Raw genomic sequence first — 14785 nt, 5'->3', positions numbered from 1 at the left:
CATTCGCTACTCGCCGTCCCTTTTCTCGTAATTACTCGATGATCGAGGCGACGACGCCGGCGCCGACGGTGCGGCCGCCTTCGCGGATCGCGAAGCGGAGCTTCTCTTCCATCGCGATCGGCACGATCAGGTGCACTTCCATCGCGATGTTGTCGCCCGGCATCACCATCTCGGTGCCTTCCGGCAGATGCACGACACCGGTCACGTCGGTGGTGCGGAAGTAGAACTGCGGACGGTAGTTGGTGAAGAACGGGGTGTGGCGACCGCCCTCTTCCTTGGTGAGGATGTAAGCCTCAGCCTTGAACTTGGTGTGCGGCTTGACCGAACCCGGCTTGCACAGCACCTGGCCGCGCTCGACGTCTTCGCGCTTGGTGCCGCGGAGCAGCGCACCGATGTTGTCGCCGGCCTGGCCCTGATCGAGCAGCTTGCGGAACATTTCGACGCCGGTGACGGTCGTCTTCTGGGTGGCGCGGAGACCGACGATCTCGATTTCCTCGCCGACCTTGACGATGCCGCGCTCGACACGGCCGGTCACGACGGTGCCGCGGCCCGAGATCGAGAACACGTCTTCAACCGGCATCAGGAACGGCTGGTCGATCGGACGCTCCGGCTGCGGGATGTACTCGTCGACGTTCTTCATCAGTTCGAGGATGGCGTCGTGGCCGAGCTTCTTGTCGGAATCTTCGAGAGCGGCGAGCGCCGAACCCTTGATGATCGGGATCTTGTCGCCCGGGAAGTCGTACTTCGAGAGCAGCTCGCGGACTTCGAGCTCGACGAGCTCGAGCAGTTCCGGATCGTCGACCATGTCGCACTTGTTGAGGAACACGACGAGCGCGGGCACGCCGACCTGGCGGGCGAGCAGGATGTGCTCGCGGGTCTGCGGCATCGGGCCGTCAGCGGCCGACACGACCAGGATCGCGCCGTCCATCTGGGCAGCGCCGGTGATCATGTTCTTCACGTAGTCGGCGTGGCCGGGGCAGTCGACGTGGGCGTAGTGGCGGTTCGGCGTCTCGTACTCGACGTGCGCGGTCGAGATGGTGATGCCGCGGGCCTTCTCTTCCGGCGCCTTGTCGATCTGGTCGTACGCGGTGAACGTTGCACCGCCGGCTTCGGCGAGAACCTTGGTGATCGCCGCGGTCAGCGACGTCTTGCCATGGTCGACGTGACCGATGGTGCCGATGTTGCAGTGCGGCTTGTTACGTTCAAACTTTGCTTTGGCCATTTGACTCTCCGTTCAATCGTCAGCTTTCAACCGACGACAATCAGGCAAACTTCTTCTGGACTTCTGCCGACACGTTGGCCGGCGCTTCTGCGTAGTGGTCGAACTGCATGGTGAAGGTCGCGCGACCCTGGCTCATCGAGCGAAGGTTGTTCACGTAACCGAACATGTTCATGAGCGGCACCATCGCGTTGATGACGTTGGCGTTGCCGCGCATGTCCTGACCCTGGATCTGACCGCGCCGGGAGTTCAGGTCGCCGATGACCGAGCCGGTGTAGTCTTCCGGGGTCACCACTTCGACCTTCATGATCGGCTCGAGCAGGACGGACTTGCCCTTCGTCAGCGCTTCGCGGAATGCAGCGCGCGATGCGATTTCGAAGGCGAGCGCCGACGAGTCGACGTCGTGATACTTGCCGTCGACCAGCGAGACCTTGACGTCGACCACGGGGAAGCCCGCGACCACGCCAGAGCTCATCACGCTGTTGAGGCCCTTTTCGACGCCGGGGATGTATTCCTTCGGAACCGCACCGCCGACGATCTTGGACTCGAACTCGTAGCCCTTGCCGGGCTCGTTCGGCTCGACCACGATCGACACTTCCGCGAACTGACCGGTACCGCCGGTCTGCTTCTTGTGGGTGTACTTGACCTCGGCCTTCTTGGTGACGCGCTCACGGAACGCAACCTGCGGCGCGCCGATGTTGGCGTCGACCTTGTAGGTGCGCTTGAGGATGTCGACCTTGATGTCGAGATGGAGTTCGCCCATGCCCTTGAGGATGGTCTGGCCGGACTCCTGGTCGGTCGAGACGCGGAAGGACGGATCCTCCGCGGCGAGCTTGGCCAGCGCCACGCCCAGCTTTTCCTGGTCGGCCTTTGACTTCGGCTCGATCGCGATCTCGATGACCGGCTCGGGGAATTCCATCTTCTCCAGGATCACCTGCTTGTCGGGATCGCACAGCGTGTCACCGGTGCGCGCTTCCTTCAGGCCGGCCAGCGCGACGATGTCGCCGGCATAGGCTTCCTTGATGTCTTCGCGGTTGTTCGCATGCATCAGCAGCATGCGCCCGATGCGCTCCTTCTTCTCGCGGGTCGAGTTCACGACGCCGGTGCCGCTCTGGAGAACGCCAGAGTAGATGCGGCAGAAGGTGATGGTGCCGACGAACGGGTCGTCCATGATCTTGAACGCGAGCAGAGCCAGCGGCTCCTTGTCGTCCGCCTTGCGCACGACTTCGTTGCCGAGATCGTCGGTGCCCTTGATCGCAGGCACGTCGATCGGCGACGGCAGATAGTCGACGACGGCGTCGAGCAGCGGCTGCACGCCCTTGTTCTTGAAGGCCGAACCGCACAGCACGGGATAGAACGCGCCGGTCAGCACCGCCTTGCGGATCAGCCGCTTCAGCGTCTCTTCATCCGGCTCCTTGCCGTCGAGATAGGCGGCCATGGCGTCGTCGTCGAGCTCGACGGCGGCCTCCACCATCTTCTCGCGATATTCCTTGGCCTGCTCGACCAGATCTTCCGGGATGTCGACATAGTCGAACTTCGCGCCGAGCGACTCGTCGTTCCAGATGATGCCCTGCATCTTCACGAGGTCGACGAGACCCTTGAAGTTGTTCTCGGCACCGATCGGAAGCTGGATCGCGATCGGCTTGGCGCCGAGGCGGTCGACGATGTCGGCCAGGCACTTGAAGAAGTCGGCGCCGGTCTTGTCCATCTTGTTGGCGAAGACGATGCGCGGAACCTTGTACTTGTCGCCCTGGCGCCAGACCGTCTCGGTCTGGGGCTCGACGCCCTGGTTGGAGTCGAGCACGCAGACGGCGCCGTCGAGCACGCGCAGCGAACGCTCGACTTCGATGGTGAAGTCGACGTGGCCGGGGGTGTCGATGATGTTCAGGCGCTTGCCGGCCCAGAACGCGGTGGTCGCAGCCGAGGTGATCGTGATGCCACGCTCCTGCTCCTGCTCCATCCAGTCCATCGTCGCGGCACCTTCGTGCACTTCGCCGATCTTGTGGCTCTTGCCGGTGTAATAGAGGATGCGCTCGGTGGTCGTGGTCTTGCCGGCATCGATATGCGCCATGATACCGAAATTGCGGTAGTTCTCTATGGCATGAACGCGAGGCATGGGCTGTTCCTTAAATTCCGTGTGTCGCCGTTACCAGCGATAGTGCGAGAAGGCGCGGTTGGCTTCCGCCATCCGGTGCACGTCTTCACGCTTCTTGACGGCGTTGCCGCGGTTGTTCGAGGCGTCGAGGAGCTCGGCCGAGAGGCGCTCGGTCATGGTCTTCTCGTTGCGCTCGCGCGCGGCCGAGATCAGCCAGCGAATGCCCAGGGCCTGACGGCGGGTCGAACGAACCTCGACCGGAACCTGGTAGGTCGCGCCACCGACGCGGCGGGAGCGCACTTCGATCGTCGGCATGACGTTCTCGAGTGCCTGCTCGAACACGCCGAGCGGGTTCTGCTTGGTCTTGGATTCGATGATGCCGAACGCACCGTAGACGATGCCTTCCGCGACCGACTTCTTGCCGGCGTACATCACCGAGTTCATGAACTTGGTGACGATGATGTTCCCGAACTTCGGATCCGGGAGAACTTCGCGCTTTTCCGCTGAGTGGCGACGAGACATAGGCCTGGTTCCCGCTTACTTCGGACGCTTGGCGCCGTACTTCGAACGACGCTGCTTACGGTTCTTGACGCCCTGGGTATCCAGAACGCCGCGGAGGATGTGGTAGCGCACGCCGGGCAAGTCCTTGACGCGGCCGCCGCGGATCATGACCACCGAGTGCTCCTGGAGGTTATGGCCCTCGCCGGGGATGTAGCCGATCACCTCGAAGCCGTTGGTCAGGCGCACCTTGGCGACCTTACGAAGCGCCGAGTTCGGCTTCTTCGGGGTCGTGGTGTAGACGCGGGTGCAAACACCACGCTTCTGAGGCGACTGCTGCAGCGCCGGCACCTTCTTGCGCGACTTCTGCACTTCCCGCGGTTGAGCGATCAGCTGGTTGATCGTCGGCATCCTGGCCTTACCCTTTGTTATCGCAGCCCCTCACGGGCCTGCTGTCTTGCCGCAGCCCGTTACCGGGACCGCAAATTCTGTTCGAGCCACCCACTCGACGGGGCCGCCTCGCGCGGAACAATCCACACAAAGCGGAATTACGCCATCCGCTCCATCAGGGAGCAGAAAGCGCTTCGACGCCACAGAGGACCGCAGTATTGAAGCCGATCAGCGAAATCGCCGCGGCTCGCGCACTGAGGTCATGCATCCGAATTCGACCTCAAGAGAACGAGCTCAAGAGACCTAGAATCGCACTGGCATTGCCTAGCTATGATCGACAGCGTTTGAGCGGCATTCGTCGAGGTTGGTGCCCGTTTTAAAACGATCCCGGAGGATCTGACGGGTGGCCCGTTCCGACGCTGGCGATGCTCACCGCCTGTCGTAAGTGAGGCGCTTTCTATAAGTGAGAATCGGTCAAGTCAAGGTGAAACGACAGTCACAAAACGCTTCCCGCGCCTGTCGAAATCGAGGTTTACCGCTCTCACCGCGCCATCCCGATATGGCGATCCCTGCCCGGTTCCGCTACCCCAGCGACCTATTTATACCCGGGCGAAATATACTTTTATAACCCCTGCTAAGGCTTTTTTTCCTGTTGATGCGTCAATCTGACGCCTTCGGCAGAGATTTGCGTCATGCGCTACACCGACATTGCCATCATCGGCGGGGGATTGTCCGGCTCGACCGCCGCCGCGATGCTCGGCCGCGCCGGTATTTCGGCCGTGCTGATCGATCCGCATGAGAGCTATCCGCCGGACTTTCGAGTCGAAAAACTCAGTGGCGAGGTGCAGGTCGGCCGATTCCTGAAGACCGGAATCGCAGAATCGGTGCTGCGGCGCGCGACCTATTCCGGCGAGAACTGGATCGCGCGATTCGGCTATCTGCTCGACCGGTCGCCGAGCCGGCAGTTCAACATCCTCTATGATTCCCTCGTCAACGCCGTCCGCGACGAGATCCCCGGGAGGGTCGAGCGCATCTGCGCCAAGGCCATCGCGGTCGAGACCAGCCCGGAGCGACAGCGGATCACCCTCTCCAATGACGAGACCGTCTCCGCCCGCTTGGTTGTGCTCGCCAACGGCCTCAATGTCGGCCTGCGCCACCAGCTCGGCATCGCGCGAACGATCGTCAGCGCCTGCCATTCGATCTCGATCGGGTTCGACGTGGTCCCGGCCGGGCGGGATTCATTCGGCTTCCCGGCGCTGACCTATTTCTCGGAGCGGCCGGGCGACCACATCCCCTACATCACGCTGTTTCCGATCGGCACGCGGATGCGCGCCAATTTGTTCGTCTATCGCAGCTTCGACGATCCCTGGCTGCGCGAGCTGCGCCGCGCCCCGGCCGAGACGCTGCATGCCGCCCTGCCCCGGCTCAAGCGCATCACCGGCCCGTTCGACATTCCCGGCGAGCTGAAGGTTCGCCCGGTCGATCTCTATGTGAACGAGGCGAGCGGCCAGCCGGGCCTCGTGCTGGTGGGCGATGCCTTCTCGACCTCCTGCCCGGTCGCCGGCACCGGCTGCGACAAGGTCTTCACCGACGTCGAGCGGCTCTGCAACATCTACATCCCGCAATGGCTGGCCTCGGACGGGATGGATGCAGCCAAGATCGCCGCGTTCTACGCCGATCCGGTCAAGCGGGCCTGCGACGAATGGTCGGCGGCGAAGGCGTTCGACTTCCGCTCGGTTACGACCGGCACGAGCCCGTACTGGACGGCGCAGCGCTGGGCGCGCTTCATCGCCTGGTCGGTTCAGGGATGGTTGAGACCACTTGGAGGCGCTTTCGACCTGGAGCCGAACTTCCTCGGTCACTCCTCCTCGTCGTCGTCCTCGTCCTCATCATCCTCGAGGTCGTCTTCGTCCTCGTCGGCATCGTCGCTGTCGTCGTCGGCCTGAGCCGCCGCGCCGTGCGGCTGGTGGATCTGGTCGTTCCACAGCTTGCGATAGGTGCCGTTCAGGGCGAGCAGCTCGGCATGCGAGCCGCGCTCGATCGCCCTGCCCCCCGAGATCACGATGATCTCGTCCATCTCGACCACCGAGGTCAGGCGGTGGGTGGACCAGATCATGGTGCGGCCCTTGGCGACCTTCAGCAGCGTTCGGTTGATCGCCGCTTCCGTGGTCTGGTCCAGCGCCGAGGTGGCTTCGTCCAGCAGCAGAACCGAGGGATTGCGGATGATCGCACGCGCGATCGCGATGCGCTGGCGCTGGCCGCCCGAGAGCGTGTCGCCGCGTTCGCCGACCGGCGTGTCGTAACGCTGCGGCAGGCTCATGATGTAGCGGTGGATCTCGGCCTTCTTGGCGGCCTCCTCCACCTCCGCGTCGGTCGCGCCTTCCTTGCCGAGCCGGATGTTCTCGCGGATCGACATGTTGAACAGCATGTTTTCCTGGAACACCACGGCCATGCTCCGCCGCAGCGAATCCAGCGTCACCTTGCGGACGTCGACACCGTCGATGGTGACGCGTCCCTCGTCGGGCACGTAGAGCCGCAGGATCAGGTTGAGCAGCGTGCTCTTGCCCGAGCCCGAGGGGCCGACGATGGCGATGCTCTTGCCGACGTTCAGCTTGAGGCTGAGATTGTCCAGCACCGGCGTCTGGCTGCCCTCGTACTGGAACGTCACGCGGTCGAACGTGATGTCGTGGGTGATGCGCGGCAGGTCCGGTGCGCCGGGGCGATCGGCGCCGCGCGTCGGCTCGTCGAGCAGCTCCTGGATGTGGCGGATCGCTGCGGCCGAGGAGATCGACACCGGGATGAAATGCATCACGTGGGCGATGTTGTAGGAGACTTCCCAGAACGCGCTCTCGAAGGTGACGAAGGTGCCGATTGTGATCTGGCCCTTGGTCGCCAGATACGCGCCGATCGCGAGCACCACCAAATGCAGCATCAGGACCGAGATCGTGACCGTCCGCTCCACCATGGTCGACAGGAACGCGGCCGAGGCGATCTTGTTGCGGGTCTCGTCGTTGCGGAAGGTGAAGAAGCCGAACATCTTGCGCTGCAGGCTGAACGCCTTGATCACGGCCTGCGCGCCGATGTTCTCCTGCACCATGCCGAGCAGCGCGGCTTCGTTCTGCTTCTGCTCGTAATTGGCCTGCACCGCCTTCGGAGTGAGGATGCGCGGGCCGATCAGCGTGATCGGGAACACCAGCAGCGCAACCGCGGCGAGCTGCCAGTTCAGGAATATCATCAGGATGATGCCAGCGATCAATTCCAGGAACGGCAGCGCCGCGCTGTTGGCGAAGGTCTTGACCGAGCCTTCGAACGCCGAGAGGTCGACCGAGAAGCGCGACAGGATCTCGCCGCGCTTGGTACGGCCGAAATAGGACGCCGGCAGGTCCTGGACGTGCTCGAACAGGCGCTTGCGGACGTCGGAGATGACGCAGGCGGCCAGCCTCGCATCCCAGCGCTCGTACCAGACCGCGACGATCGAGGTGAAGATGCCGGCGACCGCGAGCACGCCGAGGATCTTGTACAGCGCCTGGAAGTCCTCCTCGCCGAGCGCGTCGTCGATCAAGTACTTCAGGCTGAGCGGCATGATGACGTTGAACAGCGTCTCGACGATGACGCCGAACGCCACGAACGACAGCATCCGCTTGTAATTGGCGAGGACGGGTTTGACGAAACCCAGGATGGTCGCGAGTGCGCCGGCGGCCTCGCGCGCGGTAAAGACGACGAGGTCCTCGTCCTCATCGTCGTCATCAAGCTCCAGCTCGTCATCCTCCTCGTCGTCGTCGGCCTCGTCGTCTTCGAGGTCCGGCTTGGCGGGGGTGAGCTTGTCTTCGAGCTCGGCCGCTTCTTCCGCGGCGAGCTTCTGTTTGTCGGGCGGGAGGGGCTTGGACGCCATGAAACCAACCGATGCTGACGGCCGGCATGACCGCAGAGAAAGCAGGAAACAGCGGAAAACCGCTATCGCACCGATTCTATGCGATCACGACGCATTCGGCAAAGCAATTGGCGAATTCACCCGGCCTTAAGGACTAGTCGTCGTCCTCGTCCTCGACCTTGTCGAAGAACGAATAGCGCAGGCTGTCCGCGTCGGCGTACCACTGGCCCGGGCCCTTGCCCGCGGCGAGCGTCGCCTCCCAGAGCGCATCGGCGCAGTCCTTGCGGTGCATCGACAGATCGAAGCCGTTGCCGAAGAACAGCTCGGACCATTCCCACCAGGTGCCGAGCTTCTTGACCCCGCGCAAGAGGTCGTAGCGGTCGATCACGACAGAAGCCATGTCCGAGGTGATCGAGCCGAACACGAGGCCGGTCTTCACCACGCGGTTGAGCTCGCGGATCGCGCGCACCACCTGCTTCGGGGAAACGTGGCAGAGGCTGGTCTCGAACACGAAGTCGAACGCACCGTCCTTGAACGGCATGTCGGTGATGGAGCCGAGCTTGTTGTACTTCTTCAGCGCCTTCGGCGTCCTGGCATGGATCGCGCGGTTGTTCTCGATGCCCCAGGCATCGATGCCGCGATCGCGCAGCGCGCCAACCAGCTCGCCGCTGGCCGAGCCGGCGACCAGGAGCTTCGAGCCCTTCGCCTTGCCCCAGACGATGCCGATCAGCTTTGTCAGGTAATCGGGATCGGTGAAGTGCTGCCACACTTCGCTGTAGGGACCGAGGCCGCGATAGTTCTCGAAATAGTCGCGATCGATCCTGTCCGAGATCGGCTGACCCTCTTCCTGCGCGCGCTCGCGGCGCAGGCGCATCATCTCGGTGAGGATGATGTCGGTCGCAGCGTCCGAGGAGTCGAGCAGGCCGTTCAGCGTGGAGTCGAACAGGTAGTCGCCGACCACCACGATGCCGGGATGTTCCTTCGGCTCGGGCCGGTGATTGGTCATGACGTCGCGCACGGGCAGCCCGCCCGGTATAGCGTTCACCGAGGACAGCCAGCGATGGATCTTGCCTTCCACGAAATGCGCGCGGGCATCGCCGAGCGAGGCCGGCAGCGATTTCAGCGCGGCGTCGATCAGCTCCTGGTCCGACAGATTGGCGAAGGCCAGCGCGTCGGAGCCGGGAATGAGCCAGTTCAGCACGCCGTGCTTGCTGACGTCGTGGCGCGCGCCCTCGTTGTAGACGCAGCAGCCGCCGAAGGCTTCCGACATGAACCAGGCGCCCGGAATCTTCTCGCCCCAGAACGGGGAGTCGAACAGGATCGAGACGCGCAGATAGTGCGCCGGACGGTCGAAATACGAGACGTGCTTGACCATCGACTTGCGCAGCTGCTCGCCTTCCCACCCCATGGTGGCGAGCCAGGAATGCGGCAGGCAGACCAGCACGAGATCGAAGTCGCGCGTCTCCGGCCCCTTGCCGTTCATCATCTTGAGCTGGTAGCGGCCGGTCGGCGCCTTGCCGACGGTGAGCACGCGATGATTGAGCTGGATGTCGGCGTTCACTTCCGACTGCAGGCACTCGATCAGCTGCTCGTTGCCGTTCTGGATGGAATAGAGGCCGATATAGCCGTCGACGTCCATCAGGTAGTTCTTGAGCGCGTTGAGGCCGTTGGTGTTGTGGCTCTCGGTCGCGATGTCCGAGCGCGCCATCACCTTGAAGAAGCGCTTTGCGGTCTCGTCCTCGACCTCCTCGTCGAGCACCTGCTCGGCAGTCTTGTAGGCCCAGGGATTCTCGTTGTCGTGCGCGCCGACGCCCTCGTAATACTCGATCGGCGACATCACCTCGGCGCAGCGCTTGCGGAAGGCCTCGATCGCGGCCGCGGTCTTGGCGCCGTATTTGCGGCGCATGCCGGGCACGTCGTTGAGCAGCTCGCCGCCGAACTGCACCTGCTCGGCGTCCATCGGGATGGTCTGCAGGCCGAAATGCTGGATCAGCTCACGCAGCGGATCCGGTCCCGTCATCGAGTAGTCGTAGATCTCGGCAACGCCGGCCTCGTACATCGCGGGCGCGGAATCGAATTTGCGGGTGACGATCTTGCCGCCGAGCCGGTCCGACGCCTCGTAGATGGTGACGCGGCAGAGGTCGCCGAGCTTGCGCTTCAGATACCAGGCGCTCATCAGCCCGCCGGGGCCGCCGCCTACGATTGCGAGATCAAGCATATCCGTTCCGTGGTCTCCGGCCCTGCCCCCGTCACGGGATCCACCGGTCTAAGCTCTCCTAGCAGAAGCGCTTTTGCGCCTGAAGGAAAGATGAACAAAGGTCGATCCCGCATCGCAACAAGCAAACAAAGCAGCAAAAAGGCCGGCTTGCGCCGGCCTTTTCATTGTCCTCGGTATTCCTACGGATGAACGATCATTCCGCGGGCGGCAGCGCAGGAAGCTCCGCTTCCGGCGCGGGCGGCACGACGGACGCCTGCTTCTCGCGTTCGTCCAGGATCAGCTTGTCGCGCTTCATTGCGACTTCGCGGATCTTGGCCATGGAGGCGCCGGTGCCTGCCGGGATCAGCCGGCCGACGATGACGTTCTCCTTGAGGCCTTCGAGCGGATCGATCTTGCCGTTGACCGCCGCCTCGGTGAGGACGCGGGTGGTCTCCTGGAACGAGGCCGCCGAGAAGAACGAGCGGGTCTGCAGGCTCGCCTTGGTGATGCCGAGCAGAACCGGCGTTCCCGTGGCGGGCTTCTTGCCCTCTTCCTTGGCCTTCTCGTTCAGCGCGTCGAACTCGATCTTGTCGACCTGCTCGCCGGAGATCATGTCCGTGTCGCCCTGGTCGGTGACTTCCACCTTCTGGAGCATCTGACGGACAATCACCTCGATGTGCTTGTCGTTGATGAGCACGCCCTGGAGCCGGTAGACCTCCTGGATTTCGTTGACCAGGTAGGCCGCGAGCTCCTCGATGCCCTTGACCGCAAGGATGTCGTGCGGCGCCGGGTTGCCTTCGACGATGAAGTCGCCCTTTTCGACGACGTCGCCGTCCTGAAGGTGGATGTGCTTGCCCTTCGGGATCAGGTACTCGCGCGGCTCCTCGGTCTTGTCCATCGGCTCGATCGAGATGCGACGCTTGTTCTTGTAGTCGCGTCCGAACCGGATGGTGCCCGCGATCTCGGCGATGATCGCCGCATCCTTCGGACGCCGTGCCTCGAACAGTTCCGCCACCCGCGGCAGACCGCCGGTGATGTCACGCGTCTTGGCGCTTTCGGTCGAGACACGGGCGAGAATGTCACCCGGGTTGACCTTGGCTCCGACGTCGACCGAGAGAATGGCGTCGACCGACAGCATGTAGCGGGCATCGCCGCCACGGGCGAGCTTGAGCACCTTGCCGTCCTTGCCCTTGACCACGATGGCCGGACGCAGGTCCGAGCCGCCGCGGGTCGAGCGCCAGTCGATGACCACGCGCTTGGCGATACCGGTCGCTTCGTCGAGCGTTTCCGAGATCGACTGCCCCTCGACCAGATCCTCGAAGCCGATCGTACCTTCGACTTCGGTGAGGAGCGGACGAGTGTAGGGATCCCACTCGACGACGCGCTGGCCGCGCTTGACCATGTCGCCTTCGTCGACGTGCAGGCGCGAACCGTACTGGACGCGGTGCGTCGCACGCTCGGTGCCGTCGGCATCGACGATCGCCACCACCATGTTGCGCACCATCGCGATCAGGTGACCTTCGCTGTTGCGGGCGATGGCCTTGTTCCGGATCACGATCTTGCCGTCGAAGTTGGCTTCGACGAAGGACTGCTCGTTGAGCTGCGCCGCACCACCGATGTGGAAGGTGCGCATGGTCAGCTGGGTGCCCGGCTCGCCGATCGACTGCGCCGCGATGACGCCGACGGCTTCACCGTGGTTGACCGGCGTGCCGCGGGCGAGGTCGCGGCCGTAGCACTTGCCGCAGATGCCGTTGACGAGTTCGCAGGTCAGCGCCGAGCGGATCTTCACCTCCTGCACACCACCCTGCTGGATGGCGTCCAGATGGCTCTCTTCCATCAGCGTGTCGCGCTTGATGATCACCTTGCCCGAGCTGTCGCGGATGTCCTCGCAGGCCGTGCGTCCGAGGATGCGCGAGCCGAGCGAAGCCACCACCGTGCCGGCATCGACGATGGCGCGCATCTTGATGCCGAGCTTGGTGCCGCAGTCCGACTGCGTGATGATGCAGTCCTGCGCGACGTCGACGAGACGACGGGTCAGGTAACCCGAGTTCGCGGTCTTCAACGCGGTGTCCGCGAGGCCCTTACGGGCGCCGTGGGTCGAGTTGAAGTACTCGAGAACCGAGAGGCCTTCCTTGAAGTTCGAGATGATCGGCGTCTCGATGATCTCACCCGACGGCTTGGCCATCAGGCCGCGCATGCCGGCGAGCTGGCGCATCTGGGCCGGCGAACCGCGGGCACCGGAGTGAGCCATCATGTAGATCGAGTTGATGTCGGCATCGGCTCCGCTCGCCGTCTTCTTGGTGGCGGAGATCTCCTTCATCATCGCCTTGGCGATTTCTTCCGTGGCCTTCGACCAGGCGTCGACGACCTTGTTGTACTTCTCACCATGGGTGATCAGACCGTCGTTGTACTGCTGCTCGAAATCCTTCGCCAGCGTACGGGTGGTGTCGACGATCTTCCACTTGCCGTGCGGCACGACCATGTCGTCCTTGCCGAACGAGATGCCGGCCTTGAACGCGTTGTAGAAGCCGAGCGCCATGATGCGGTCGCAGAAGATCACCGTCTCCTTCTGACCGCAGTGACGGTAGACCTGGTCGATGACACCCGAGATCTCGCGCTTGGTCATCAGCTTGTTGATGATCTCGTACGTGATCCGCGGGTTCTTCGGCAGCAGGTTGCCGAGCATGACACGGCCGGCGGTGGTCTCGATCCAGCGCGTCGAGACCTTGCCGGTCTCATCCATGCCCTGCCACCGGTACTTGATCTTGGTGTGGAGGTGGATGACCTTCGCGTGCAGGGCGTGCTCGAGCTCGGCCATCTCGCCGAAGATCTTGCCCTCGCCGGGCAGGCCTTCGCGCATGATCGAGACGTAGTAGAGACCGAGCACGATGTCCTGCGACGGCACGATGATCGGCTGGCCGTTCGCGGGATGCAGGATGTTGTTGGTCGACATCATCAGGACGCGCGCTTCCAGCTGCGCTTCGAGCGACAGCGGGACGTGCACGGCCATCTGGTCACCGTCGAAGTCGGCGTTGAACGCCGAGCAGACCAGCGGGTGAAGCTGGATCGCCTTGCCTTCGATCAGCACGGGCTCGAACGCCTGAATGCCGAGGCGATGCAGCGTCGGCGCGCGGTTCAGCAGCACCGGATGCTCGCGGATGACCTCGTCCAGGATGTCCCAGACCTCGGGCCGCTCCTTCTCGACCAGCTTCTTGGCCTGCTTCACCGTGGTGGACAGGCCCTTGGCGTCAAGCCGCGAATAGATGAACGGCTTGAACAGCTCGAGCGCCATCTTCTTCGGCAGGCCGCACTGATGCAGGCGCAGCTCGGGACCGACCACGATCACCGAACGGCCCGAATAGTCGACGCGCTTGCCGAGCAGGTTCTGACGGAACCGGCCCTGCTTGCCCTTGAGCATGTCGGCGAGCGACTTCAGCGGGCGCTTGTTGGCACCCGTGATGACGCGGCCGCGGCGGCCGTTGTCGAACAGCGCATCGACCGCTTCCTGAAGCATGCGCTTCTCGTTGCGGATGATGATGTCGGGCGCGCGCAGCTCCATCAGCCGCTTCAAGCGGTTGTTGCGGTTGATGACGCGGCGGTAGAGGTCGTTGAGATCCGAGGTCGCGAAGCGGCCGCCGTCGAGCGGCACCAGCGGACGCAGGTCCGGCGGAATCACCGGAACCACGGTCATGATCATCCATTCCGGCTTGTTGCCGGAGTGGCGGAACGCTTCGACGATCTTCAGGCGCTTGGCGAGCTTCTTGTGCTTGATGTCGGAGTCGGTCTCCTGCATCTCGACGCGCAAGCTGGCCTCGAGCTTCTCGAGGTCCATGCCCTTGAGCAGCTCGCGGATCGCCTCGGCGCCGATCATGGCGGTGAAGCTGTCCTGGCCGTACTCGTCCTGCGCCTTCAGATACTCGTCTTCCGACAGCAGCTGACGGTCCTTCAGCGCGGTGAGGCCCGGCTCGAGCACGACGTAATATTCGAAGTAGAGGATCCGCTCGAGATCCTTCAGCGTCATGTCCAGCAGAAGGCCGATGCGCGAGGGCAGCGACTTCAGGAACCAGATGTGGGCGACGGGTGCTGCGAGCTCGATATGGCCCATGCGCTCGCGCCGGACGCGCGACAGCGTGACCTCGACCGAGCACTTCTCGCAGATGATGCCCTTGTACTTCATGCGCTTGTACTTGCCGCACAAGCACTCGTAATCCTTGATCGGCCCGAAGATGCGGGCGCAGAACAGGCCGTCGCGCTCGGGCTTGAAGGTACGGTAATTGATGGTCTCCGGCTTCTTGATCTCGCCGTAGGACCAGGACAGAATCTTCTCCGGGGACGCGATCGAGATGCGGATCTGGTCGAAGACCTGAGCCGGCGTCGTCGGATTGAAGAGATTCATAATTTCTTGGTTCATCGTCTTCTCCTCGCGGACCGGTCGCCTCCGGCCGCAAATTCGAAAATCATCTAGCGGGGCGCCCTGCCCTCAAGGCATCGGGAGGGGCGCCAATGCCCGGCCGC

The 14785-nt window shown here is 63.5% G+C and carries 8 protein-coding genes; 1 reads left to right on the top strand and 7 read right to left on the bottom strand.

What is annotated here, in order from left to right; translation table 11 throughout:
- Nucleotides 1-31: 31 nt before the first annotated feature.
- From tuf to rpsL, 4 genes are read right to left on the bottom strand one after another with little or no spacing between them, the layout of a single operon-like run.
- Nucleotides 32-1222 (bottom strand): elongation factor Tu, encoded by a 1191-nt coding sequence (tuf, locus tag JQ617_RS02990; protein ID WP_008136415.1) that lies wholly within the window; start codon nt 1220-1222, stop codon nt 32-34.
- A gap of 40 nt (nt 1223-1262) precedes the next feature.
- Nucleotides 1263-3335 (bottom strand): elongation factor G, encoded by a 2073-nt coding sequence (gene fusA, locus JQ617_RS02985; protein ID WP_063682750.1) that lies wholly within the window; start codon nt 3333-3335, stop codon nt 1263-1265.
- A 30-nt stretch (nt 3336-3365) separates the two neighbouring features.
- Nucleotides 3366-3836, bottom strand: coding sequence for a 30S ribosomal protein S7 (rpsG, locus tag JQ617_RS02980; RefSeq protein WP_008136420.1), 471 nt, complete (start codon nt 3834-3836; stop codon nt 3366-3368).
- Between the two features lie 15 nt (nt 3837-3851).
- A complete protein-coding gene (gene rpsL / locus JQ617_RS02975; protein WP_007603006.1) occupies nt 3852-4223 on the bottom strand; it encodes a 30S ribosomal protein S12 in 372 nt (123 codons plus the stop codon).
- A gap of 671 nt (nt 4224-4894) precedes the next feature.
- Here rpsL and JQ617_RS02970 point away from each other — a divergent pair.
- The gene (locus tag JQ617_RS02970; protein WP_212024309.1) at nt 4895-6148 is read left to right on the top strand and encodes an FAD-dependent oxidoreductase; all 1254 of its coding nucleotides are present in this window, start codon (nt 4895-4897) and stop codon (nt 6146-6148) included.
- Here the strand turns inward: JQ617_RS02970 and JQ617_RS02965 are convergent.
- The 3 genes from JQ617_RS02965 to rpoC all read right to left on the bottom strand — a co-directional run bounded on the left by JQ617_RS02965 (nt 6061) and on the right by rpoC (nt 14681).
- Nucleotides 6061-8094, bottom strand: a complete 2034-nt coding sequence (locus JQ617_RS02965) for an ABC transporter ATP-binding protein (RefSeq protein WP_145660385.1) — start codon at nt 8092-8094, stop codon at nt 6061-6063. The two genes, JQ617_RS02970 and JQ617_RS02965, sit on opposite strands and share 88 nt — an antisense overlap.
- Before the next feature lie 133 nt (nt 8095-8227).
- Nucleotides 8228-10291: an FAD-dependent oxidoreductase gene (locus tag JQ617_RS02960; RefSeq protein WP_212024307.1), complete on the bottom strand. Its 2064-nt coding sequence runs from the start codon at nt 10289-10291 to the stop codon at nt 8228-8230.
- Nucleotides 10292-10484: 193 nt separating this feature from the next.
- The gene (rpoC, locus tag JQ617_RS02955) at nt 10485-14681 is read right to left on the bottom strand and encodes a DNA-directed RNA polymerase subunit beta' (protein WP_063682746.1); all 4197 of its coding nucleotides are present in this window, start codon (nt 14679-14681) and stop codon (nt 10485-10487) included.
- Between the last annotated feature and the right edge of the window lie 104 nt (nt 14682-14785).

Origin of the sequence: Bradyrhizobium sp. KB893862 SZCCT0404 (assembly GCF_018130885.1) — a bacterium.
In the GTDB taxonomy this organism is placed as follows: domain Bacteria; phylum Pseudomonadota; class Alphaproteobacteria; order Rhizobiales; family Xanthobacteraceae; genus Bradyrhizobium; species Bradyrhizobium stylosanthis.
The sequence above is the reverse complement of the archived record's forward strand: the minus strand, read 5'-3'. Positions and strand labels throughout refer to the sequence as shown.

Coding starts and splice junctions, on each gene's coding strand:
- fusA (WP_063682750.1), bottom strand. CDS start 3,335: ATGCCTCGCGTTCATGCCATAGAGAACTACCGCAATTTCGGTATCATG.
- JQ617_RS02970 (WP_212024309.1), top strand. CDS start 4,895: ATGCGCTACACCGACATTGCCATCATCGGCGGGGGATTGTCCGGCTCG.
- JQ617_RS02960 (WP_212024307.1), bottom strand. CDS start 10,291: ATGCTTGATCTCGCAATCGTAGGCGGCGGCCCCGGCGGGCTGATGAGC.
- rpoC (WP_063682746.1), bottom strand. CDS start 14,681: ATGAACCAAGAAATTATGAATCTCTTCAATCCGACGACGCCGGCTCAG.
- rpsG (WP_008136420.1), bottom strand. CDS start 3,836: ATGTCTCGTCGCCACTCAGCGGAAAAGCGCGAAGTTCTCCCGGATCCG.
- rpsL (WP_007603006.1), bottom strand. CDS start 4,223: ATGCCGACGATCAACCAGCTGATCGCTCAACCGCGGGAAGTGCAGAAG.
- tuf (WP_008136415.1), bottom strand. CDS start 1,222: ATGGCCAAAGCAAAGTTTGAACGTAACAAGCCGCACTGCAACATCGGC.
- JQ617_RS02965 (WP_145660385.1), bottom strand. CDS start 8,094: ATGGCGTCCAAGCCCCTCCCGCCCGACAAACAGAAGCTCGCCGCGGAA.